We start from the raw sequence: 9,231 nt of genomic DNA, 5'->3' as shown, positions 1-9,231 counted from the left end.
TGGTTATCACCTACCCAACACAATCATGAAGGTTCTAAGTATGAAACGTACAACAATGAGTCTTTCATTCATGATGTTTATTGAATGGTTTATCTGGGGCGCCTGGTTCGTCCCTCTTTGGCTGTTCCTGAGTAAAAGTGGTTTTAGCCCAACTGAAATCGGCTGGTCTTACGCCTGTACCGCAATCGCTGCGATTTTGTCACCAATTCTGGTCGGCTCGCTGACCGACCGTTTCTTTGCGGCGCAAAAGGTATTGGCACTGCTGATGTTTGTCGGTGCAGTGCTGATGTATCTGGCCGCTCAGCAAACAGAGTTTGTCTACTTCTTCCCACTCTTGTTGGCCTATTCCCTGACTTATATGCCGACCATTGCGCTAACTAATAGCATTGCGTTTTCCAACGTCGAGGATGTGGAACGTGACTTCCCACGCATTCGCGTGATGGGAACTATCGGCTGGATTGCATCAGGTTTAGTGTGCGGTTTCCTGCCGCAAATGCTGGGCTTTACCGATATCTCTGCGACCAACGTCCCGTTGCTCATCACCGCCGGGAGTTCTGCGCTGCTTGGGGTGTTCGCCCTGATGCTGCCTAATACACCGCCGAAAAGCACCGGTAAGATGAGCCTGAAAGTGATGCTCGGTCTCGACGCTATCGTGTTGCTAAAAGACAAAAACTTCCTGGTGTTTTTCTTCTGCTCATTCCTGTTTGCTATGCCGCTGGCGTTCTATTACATCTTCGCCAATGGTTATCTGACCGAAGTCGGTATGCATAACGCCACTGGATGGATGACGCTCGGACAGTTCTCTGAAATCTTCTTTATGCTGGCGCTTCCTTTCTTTATCAAACGCTTTGGCATTAAAAAGGTATTGCTGCTTGGTCTTATTACCGCCGCGATTCGTTACGGTTTCTTCATCTACGGTGGTGCCGATCACATCTTTACTTACGGCCTGCTGTTCATGGGCATTCTGCTTCACGGCGTGAGCTATGACTTTTACTACGTCACGGCCTATATCTACGTCGATAAAAAAGCGCCAGTCCATATGCGTACCGCAGCACAAGGGCTGATTACGCTGTGTTGCCAGGGGTTCGGTAGTTTGCTTGGTTACCGCATCGGTGCAGCACTGATGGAAAAAATGTTCGCCTACCCAACTCCGGTCAACGGCCAGACGTTTAACTGGGCCGGCATGTGGGGCTTTGGCGCTATCATGATTGTGGCAATTACCGTGCTGTTCGTCGTGTTCTTCCGCGAGTCGGACAAAGAGATCACAACGATTGCCGTTGCTGGCAGCCAAACTGAAAAAGAATTAAAGGAAGCACAATAATGGAAAATCGAATTCTTGGAGCCTTTTACGGCCAGGCGTTAGGGGATGCAATGGGAATGCCGTCGGAGTTGTGGCCACGCTCACGGGTGAAAGCGCACTTCGGTTGGATTGACCGTTTCCTCCCGGGGCCTGCGGAAAATAACGCAGCTTGTTATTTTGACCGGGCACAGTTCACCGACGATACCTCAATGGCGCTCGCACTGGCGGACGCGATTATCGAGCATGATGGCGTCATTAACGCCGACACCATTGGTCGCCATATTTTAACCTGGGCTGAAGGCTTTGATGCGTTCAATAAAAACGTCCTCGGCCCAACATCAAAAATTGCCCTGAATGCGATTAAACAAGGCACGCCGGTTAGCGCGTTGGAAAATAATGGCGTGACCAATGGGGCGGCGATGCGAGCATCCCCTCTGGGTTGCCTGCTGCCGACGGGTAATCTGGATGCTTTTATTGATGAGGTCGCCCTCGCTTCAAGCCCGACACATAAATCCGATCTCGCTCTTGCCGGTGCCGTGGTTATCGCCTGGGCGATTTCAAAAGCTATTGAAGGGGCAAGCTGGGAAACCCTCTGCGACGAACTCCCTTCGGTTGCCCGCCACGCGCAGGAAAAACGTGTCACGACCTTTAATGCTTCTCTGGGCGCGCGTATCGAATTGGCGCTGAACGTTGCCCGAAGTGCGCATGGAACAGAGTCTGGCATGGAGCAGATTTATCAACTGGTGGGCACTGGCACCAGCACGATTGAGTCCGTCGCCGCGGCGATTGCGATGGTGGAACTGGCACAAACCAACCCCAATCGCTGCGCGATTTTATGCGCCAATCTCGGTGGCGATACTGATACCATCGGCGCAATGGCGACGGCAATTTGTGGCGCACTCCACGGTGTAGAAAGCATTGATATTGCACTAAAACAACAGCTAGATGACGTCAACCGACTCGACTTTACCCGTTACAGTCGTCTGTTTATGGCGTATCGCCAGCAGCGGGAGGCGCACGATGAAAGCCTGTGAATTACATTCCCGTTTGCCAACACTAAAGGCAACGCGCCCGGTTTGCGTACTGGGCTCAGCGGTGATTGATGTCATCGCCAATGCTTATTCCCTACCGTGGCGCGGGTGCGATATCGAACTGCAACAGCAAAGCGTGAATATTGGTGGCTGTGCGTTGAATATCGCACTGACACTCTCACGCCTTGGTATCGACGCGAAAAATGCGTTACCGATTGGCCAGGGAACCTGGGCGGACATCATTCGTTCAAGCCTTGAGAAACAAGGTATCGAGAGCGAAATCCACACGAGCATTGGCGATAACGGCTGGTGTCTGGCGCTGGTCGAGCCTGACGGTGAACGCACTTTTATGTCGTTTCGTGGTGTCGAGCATCAGTGGAATCAACAGTGGCTGGATAAGCTACAGCTCGCACCAGGCACCCTGCTTTCGCTTTCGGGTTATCAACTGGCTGGGCCATGCGCAGAATTGTTAGTTAACTGGCTCGAATCGCTCAATGAAGTCACCGCATTTATCGACTTTGGCCCGCGCATTGCCGATATTCCCGCCCCGTTGCTGGCGCGGATTATGGCCTGTAAACCGATTGTCTCACTCAACCGCCAGGAAGCAGCGATTGCCGCGGAATGGTTGAAAGTAGCAGCCGACGACATTGAAGGTATTTGCAGCGCCTGGATTGAACGCTATGACATGCCGCTGATTGTGCGGCTCGATAAACAGGGTGCGTGGTACGGCTCACATGCGGCCATCGGGCTGGCGGCAGCATTCCCGGCAAATGTCGTCGATACCATTGGTGCGGGTGATAGCCATGCAGGTGGCACCCTGGCAGGCCTTGCCGCAGGCTGGAGCCTGGCGGATGCGGTTTGTCTGGGAAATGCGGTGGCATCTTATGTTGTGAGTCATCGTGGCGGCGACTGTGCACCGCACCTTGAACAACTCAACGAGGCGCTACTCCTCGCAGACGCTACTCTTCACAAATGAATATGTATAAGTCGCTGCGGCAGTAGCTGATGCTGTATTCGATAGGCCGGTTTTGCGGATCAAAAGCAACTTGTTTGATAACCAAAACCGGCACAGGCGTTTCCAGTTTGATGTGCGACTGGAATTCGCTGTCCGGCATTCTGGCGCTCACACGACTGCGGGTGCGCTGCGGAATAATGTTCTGGCTGCGGAAGTAGTCATACAATGAGACACCGATGTCATCGACATCTGCGATCAACTCCGCAGGCACGTAGGATTCTTCCACCGATACCGCATCTTCATCAACGTAACGAATACGTTTGAGCAAGAACACGTCGCTGTCTTCCGCCACTGCCAATTGTTCTGCGACTTCCGGCGAGCATTTCACCACGCGTTTATTAACCCATAGCGTGTTCGGCTTTTTCCCTCGCAAAACCACCTGTTGAGAAAAACCGCGCGCCTCTTTGAGCGAATACTCAAAAGTAGAGTTAATTTGCGTACCGTAACCTCGCGACCGAGTCACCACTCCATCATCTTCCAGCGTCTGCATCGCTTTGCGCACCGTGATGCGCGAAACCCCGGTCAACTGGCTGAAATCGCGCTCGCCCGGCAGAATATTGCCCTGCGGTAAAATACCGCTGCGCACAGCCGACTTCACCGTTTCGGCGAATTTCAAATACAACGGTGCGTTATCCGCCTGTGAAAACCGCTGGATAAGCTGATCTATAAGCTGAGTGTGAGCCTGTTCCATGTCATGTCAGTTCTGCAAGATGAGGTGGAAAGTAGTATAACCCAATGGTCTTGCAATGGTATTACCACCATTCGTGAAAATGATGCACCGGCCCGATCCCCCTCCCCACTTCCAGCGAATCCGCCTGCTCTAATGCCTGAGATAGCCACGCTTTTGCCGCGATGATGGTTTGCGGCCAGTCGTTATAACGCGGATAAAGTGCGGCGAGTGCCGCAGATAATGTGCAGCCTGTTCCGTGAGTATGACGGGTTGGTACACGCGGGGCGGTAAAGCGCTGCGTGCCTTCCCGGGTAAATAACCAATCTGGGCTTTCAGGGTCATCCAAATGCCCGCCTTTCATCAGCACCGCTTTGCAACCCATACCCAACAAGGCGTCACCCTGTTGTTTCATTTCTTGCTCGTTTCGAGCATGGGACGTTTCCAGCAATGCAGCGGCCTCTGGCAGGTTCGGCGTAATCAGCGCCACCTGAGGCAACAGGCGACGGCGTAAGCTTTCAACCGCCGAGGGGGCAAGCAAGGCATCGCCACTTTTCGCTAGCATCACCGTATCGAGCACCACATTTTGCGTCTGGTAAAACGCCAAACGTTCAGCCACGGCGTCGACAATATCGCTTTCAGCTAACATGCCGATTTTAATGGTGTCGATGCGGACATCACTCAATACGGAATCCAATTGGGCGGCAACAAATGTGGGTTCGATGCGGTAAACCGACTGCACACCGCGCGTGTTCTGTGCCACTAACGCGGTAATCACACTGGTGCCATACGCCCCCAATGCGGAGAAAGTTTTCAGGTCAGCTTGAATACCCGCACCACCGCTCGGATCGGTTCCGGCGATGGTCAGTGCATTAATACGTTTTAACCCTTTCATGCCAGCACCTCCGCATTAAGCCCGTAAAGTGCGTCGATAAATGCAGGAATAAAACTACCAGGGCCACGGCTTTGCGATATGGCCTGCTGACCTGCAAACTTCATAAACTGACAGGCTGCGGCGACGTTATCGAGTCGTGAGCCCGGCAATGAACAACAGGCGGCAACCACGGCAGATAGCGCACAACCGGTGCCCACCACACGCGTCATCAATTGCCCACCACCCGCAACGCTCCAGCTATTTTCACCGTCAGTGATGTAATCGCGCTCACCGGTTATCGCGACAATCGCGCCCGTTCGTTGTGCAAGAGCCTGCGCCGCAGGGAGTGCGGTAAGCGCATCATCAGTGCTATCCACACCTCGTCCACCGGAATGGCCGCCTGCAAGCGCCAGGATTTCCGACGCATTGCCGCGAATGGCCGCCGGTTTCAGGGCGAGCACTTCATGGGCGAATTGTGTACGAAATGTCAGACCGCCAACGGCAACCGGATCAAGCACCCAGGGGGTGGAAGATTCATTTGCAGCATGAATGGCTGCAAGCATGGCATGGCTGCGTTCGGCAGTCAGCGTGCCGATATTGATCAGCAGTGCATGAGCAACCGGACTAAATTGAGCGGCTTCTTGCGCTTCAATCACCATGGCCGGAGCGGCACCGATGGCAAGCAAAACGTTGGCGGTAAAACTCTGCACCACATCGTTAGTCATGCAGTGAACGAGAGGGGAAGTGCTGCGAAGTTGCTGTAAAATCAACGCGGCGCGATGGCCGGGTAGCAGGTCAGGTTGCATCATTAAGCTCCTGCCCGGCGCGAAGAAGGGATACCGGACAGGCATCTGACTTCCCTACGCTGGCATTATCCAGATCAGGTGGTACGGGTATTTCTCAGCCTTCATAAAGAAGGGCACCCCGAGTCATTTGGTACAAATTAGCTTACTTTTTGCCAGCTTAGGGGAAGTTGCTTGCTGACGCAAGCCCGCCTGTCAGGTCATCCATTCTTCACGCCTTACCTCACCTTGTACCCCTTTTTGTACCCCCATATAACAACTCAAAAATAATACTGCATTACTCCCTGTTCCCTTCACTTTGAGTGTTGAAATAGAGATCAGATAACACCCATGAAAACCAGTTTAAGTTGCTGCCCCACACGTTTAAATACCATTGACGACAGCATATAATGCCGCACGAAATGTTAGCTGTAGTTTTATCCAGTAAAGTATGCAATCAGCATTGCAAAGCGAAGCGGTGAGGATTATCCTTAACACTATATGTAGTGCTTTTAAATCAAGACAAGCACCACATGTAAACTTCACCAACCACAAAAGGGCTGATAGCATGGCAAAGAATCCTAAGCAAACATCAAGTAAAATCGCTTCTGTTGCTGGTCAAACCTTAAACGATCCAAACGCCTCGAAACTACAAAAGCGCCTGGCAGCATCTGCGCTTGCTCAGCGTGTCGCCTCCAGCCATACCAGCGAAACTATGGAAACGGTTGCAGCTAAGGCACTCGATAATCCGCGCTCAAGCGAAAAAACCAAACAACTTGCAGCAACGGTGTTAGCTCAATCAACAAAATAAGAAACAAAAAAGGGGCGTAAGCCCCTTATTTTTAAACTCCGTAGTAACAGTGTCAGATTCAGTTTTCTTAGGTGCATTGTTCACTACCTTCTGTTTCACCGTACCGCCTACAGATTTATTTCCCTGCGTTTTAGTCGCTATCACATTAACCGTAGCAGTGCTAACAAGTCGAATCTGTTCAAATTCAAGATCGAATTGCATAGCAAATTCAGATTTATAATCGTAGGAGATGCCGGAGAGAATAACATTCTCATACACTTTATGCTCAGTCACTAATGTAATCGGCTGGCGGCGGTCAAAGATTTTATCAAGGTATTCGATAGCCTGGGAAATACGAGTACCGTTCACGCCAGCGCTGTATAACAAATCCCTCTCCAGCCTCACAGGAGTTTCGGAAATAATCCCCGATAGCTTGAACGTGTTATTCTTGATCTGAACGTGATCGCTCACCTCTGCCCCGCTCTCAACGGGATAGCTTGTAATGTCTGCCTGTCTGCGTATTCCGGTATCTGTCACGGCATCAAATACAATTGCCTGATAGTTTTGAATGTAGCTATCAGAAGCTGAATTATAAACAGATGCAAGAATGGTGAAGCCGTTTTCACCTTTGGTACGTGTGGTGCTGCTGTTATTACTGTTCTGAGTTGAATTGATTCGGGACGAATCGCCCCCGATGGTTAAACTTCCTGGTGTTGCCATTTTATTTTATTCCTTACGAAGAGGGGCAATTAGCCCCCCGTCCCTTGTCCAGATGATACAGCCAGCACCATACGTTGATTGTTTTCAGTGATACGTTGATCAACGGTAGCATTTAACATGTTTCCGAAAGTTGGATCAGGGGAAATAGTGAGAGCAATCAATCCCTCTGGGAGATTGTTTTGCAATACCACAGGCTGCATGATCGGAGCATTGGTTGGCTTAGCTGGCGCTGCTGTGGATTGCTTCAACATCGAAACAGGAGAGTAATCTCCGTTAGCGCTCTGCGGATAGCTGCTCACGTCTTTAACGTCGCTCGTCCCGTTCCACCAATCGTGGAATGTATCGAACACATTAGGCTCATGGGTGCCGTCTGCTTTAGGCTGGCTTGCTCCGTAGCTATTCGCTGTAGCATTGTCGCCTGGCTGCGCTGGTGCTGACGTGGTGCCGTAATGCTGCGCCACTTTTTCAGGCGTACTCTGATCGCCGCTCAAGAAATTCAGCTTTTTAGTGATCCAGTTTGTTAGCTTCATCAGCCCTTCCACCACATCGCCAGCAGCTTTCCCCATCCCCAAAAAGAAGGGTAATGCCTCTTGCATAGCTTCCTTAAACTCTTTAACCGTCGCAGGGTCGAGAGACTCCATAAAACCTTCGAAGAATTTTAACTTCTGGCTATCAGTGAGAACGTCCATCTCCTGATTAAACTTGCGGAAGTTGATAAGCTGCTGCTGCTGTTCCTCGCTCAACCACTGACCATTACGTTTAAGCACTTCTGCCTGATCTGTGATGGCTTTGCCCTGGTTAGAGAACGCATTGTGATAAAGCCCGAGGTCATCGGCTAAATCCTCAAGGTTATGAAGGATTTGCTCCTGTGAATAACCTTTAGTTTGCATAGTGTTGGTGTATGCAGAGACAAAGCCAAACGGGTTTGATTGAAAGCCTTTCAGGTCATCCTTAGTGAACCCCATATTCAGGGCTGTATCTACAGCAGCGTTCCCACCTTTCCATTGTCCGGTTTTCTTATCGCGTGTACTGTTGGTGTAGCTGTCTGCCAGCTTTTCAGAAATGTCCTTCCCGTTGTCCAGTAGCTTACGCTGGCCTTGAATGCCCATCCCGCTATCGATCCCGTTAGCCGTGGCATACTGCGAAAGTCCCTGCAAAAGGTTGTAATCGACATTTCCCAGCTTCGCACGTTGCACAATTTCGGAACGCTCATCCTGTGCCGTTATTGCGTCCTTACCCCATGAATATGCACCGTAAGCCGCCGCCCCAATACCAGCGCCAGCAAGCGCACCAGTACCTAAGCCCATAAGCCCGCCAGTAATCGCCCCAGAGCCACCTACAGGAGGCGTAGCGCCTCGCTTAGCTGCTTCCCTACGTTCTGCGTTAATACGTCTGTAACCCTGTTGTAAGCGCTTAATCTCGCTGTTTTGTCTGGCGAGGCTGATCGTACCCTCAGCATAACTACGGGTTATTTTGCTGGCTGCTAATGCCGCCTGGGTTAGTTCGACGTTGGTTAGGTGTTGCATTGATTTAAAGCTGCTGGCAGTGTCGAGGAGTTTCAATTCGGCTCGCTCTCTTCTGACTGCACTCCTTGCCGCCTCTTTTGCTGCCTGAGCCTCTACACGGGCTTGCGCCTTAGCTGTCCTTGCCTTTTCCCGTTCATCGCTATTACGTGGCTTAGAGGCTTTCTTATTCAGCTTATCTAATTCTCTTTCAGCAGACTTTAACCCCTGGCTGAATCTCTTCAAATTTAGTGTAGGGTCTTTAATACCTTTCGCTTTCTTCTGAATTTGTTCGAAAGCATCCATAGCTTGCTTCATTGAATTACGATCAACGGTGAATGTCACCACGTTGCTAATTTTAGACGTGTTGATCTCAAGCATCAGCACCCCCTTGTTTTTGAACGAAGTAGTTGATCGCCGTGTTTGGCGTTTCAGAATATCGGTGCATACGCTGGCGAACACCATCGTAAGACACACCGTAAATGATGCAGATCTGACGAAGTGTTAAAAGCTCCGTTGCATCATCAATTTTTACTGCACCACGCAGGGC

General features: G+C 51.0%; 9 protein-coding genes and 1 riboswitch. Of the genes, 4 read left to right on the top strand and 5 right to left on the bottom strand.

The genetic code is table 11. The features are described from left to right. Positions 1-40 precede the first annotated feature (40 nt). From VJY99_RS14415 to VJY99_RS14405, 3 genes are read left to right on the top strand one after another with little or no spacing between them, the layout of a single operon-like run. A complete protein-coding gene (locus tag VJY99_RS14415) occupies positions 41-1,321 on the top strand; it encodes a nucleoside permease (protein WP_324119633.1) in 1,281 nt (426 codons plus the stop codon). Beyond that, entirely contained in the window at positions 1,318-2,334 is a 1,017-nt protein-coding gene (locus VJY99_RS14410) for an ADP-ribosylglycohydrolase family protein (RefSeq protein ID WP_324119638.1), read from the top strand. Before VJY99_RS14415 ends, VJY99_RS14410 begins: the two co-directional genes overlap by 4 nt. Beyond that, positions 2,321-3,307, top strand: coding sequence for a PfkB family carbohydrate kinase (locus VJY99_RS14405; RefSeq protein ID WP_324119631.1), 987 nt, complete (start codon positions 2,321-2,323; stop codon positions 3,305-3,307). The genes VJY99_RS14410 and VJY99_RS14405 overlap by 14 nt, the downstream gene beginning before the upstream one ends. Here VJY99_RS14405 and VJY99_RS14400 read toward each other — a convergent pair. The 3 genes from VJY99_RS14400 to thiM form a co-directional block, all read right to left on the bottom strand. Then, a complete protein-coding gene (locus VJY99_RS14400; RefSeq protein WP_324119629.1) occupies positions 3,291-4,037 on the bottom strand; it encodes a GntR family transcriptional regulator in 747 nt (248 codons plus the stop codon). The two genes, VJY99_RS14405 and VJY99_RS14400, sit on opposite strands and share 17 nt — an antisense overlap. A gap of 61 nt (positions 4,038-4,098) precedes the next feature. Further along, a complete protein-coding gene (gene thiD, locus VJY99_RS14395) occupies positions 4,099-4,908 on the bottom strand; it encodes a bifunctional hydroxymethylpyrimidine kinase/phosphomethylpyrimidine kinase (RefSeq protein WP_324119627.1) in 810 nt (269 codons plus the stop codon). Beyond that, positions 4,905-5,693, bottom strand: a complete 789-nt coding sequence (gene thiM, locus VJY99_RS14390; RefSeq protein WP_324119635.1) for a hydroxyethylthiazole kinase — start codon at positions 5,691-5,693, stop codon at positions 4,905-4,907. The genes thiD and thiM overlap by 4 nt, the downstream gene beginning before the upstream one ends. Positions 5,694-5,727: 34 nt before the next feature. Continuing rightward, a riboswitch (TPP riboswitch) is annotated at positions 5,728-5,824 on the bottom strand. Between the two features lie 413 nt (positions 5,825-6,237). On the opposite strand from thiM, the gene VJY99_RS14385 reads away from it, so the two are divergent. After that, positions 6,238-6,480 (top strand): hypothetical protein, encoded by a 243-nt coding sequence (locus VJY99_RS14385; RefSeq protein ID WP_044701866.1) that lies wholly within the window; start codon positions 6,238-6,240, stop codon positions 6,478-6,480. Here VJY99_RS14385 and VJY99_RS14380 read toward each other — a convergent pair. Beyond that, complete coding sequence (locus tag VJY99_RS14380) at positions 6,469-7,179, bottom strand: phage baseplate protein (RefSeq protein WP_324119625.1); 711 nt, start codon at positions 7,177-7,179, stop codon at positions 6,469-6,471. The genes VJY99_RS14385 and VJY99_RS14380 overlap by 12 nt on opposite strands. Before the next feature lie 29 nt (positions 7,180-7,208). Beyond that, a complete protein-coding gene (locus tag VJY99_RS14375) occupies positions 7,209-9,062 on the bottom strand; it encodes a hypothetical protein (protein ID WP_324119623.1) in 1,854 nt (617 codons plus the stop codon). Positions 9,063-9,231: the final 169 nt, after the last annotated feature.

The sequence above is a fragment of the Buttiauxella sp. genome, from assembly GCF_035271705.1.
Taxonomy (GTDB): domain Bacteria; phylum Pseudomonadota; class Gammaproteobacteria; order Enterobacterales; family Enterobacteriaceae; genus Buttiauxella.
This window is presented reverse-complemented; position numbering and strand designations above follow the sequence as displayed.

Bases quoted from the DNA above. Each gene is read 5' to 3' on its own strand.
- VJY99_RS14415 (WP_324119633.1), top strand. From the start codon at position 41: ATGAAACGTACAACAATGAGTCTTTCATTCATGATGTTTATTGAATGG.
- VJY99_RS14405 (WP_324119631.1), top strand. From the start codon at position 2,321: ATGAAAGCCTGTGAATTACATTCCCGTTTGCCAACACTAAAGGCAACG.
- VJY99_RS14400 (WP_324119629.1), bottom strand. From the start codon at position 4,037: ATGGAACAGGCTCACACTCAGCTTATAGATCAGCTTATCCAGCGGTTT.
- thiD (WP_324119627.1), bottom strand. From the start codon at position 4,908: ATGAAAGGGTTAAAACGTATTAATGCACTGACCATCGCCGGAACCGAT.
- thiM (WP_324119635.1), bottom strand. From the start codon at position 5,693: ATGCAACCTGACCTGCTACCCGGCCATCGCGCCGCGTTGATTTTACAG.
- VJY99_RS14385 (WP_044701866.1), top strand. From the start codon at position 6,238: ATGGCAAAGAATCCTAAGCAAACATCAAGTAAAATCGCTTCTGTTGCT.
- VJY99_RS14380 (WP_324119625.1), bottom strand. From the start codon at position 7,179: ATGGCAACACCAGGAAGTTTAACCATCGGGGGCGATTCGTCCCGAATC.
- VJY99_RS14375 (WP_324119623.1), bottom strand. From the start codon at position 9,062: ATGCTTGAGATCAACACGTCTAAAATTAGCAACGTGGTGACATTCACC.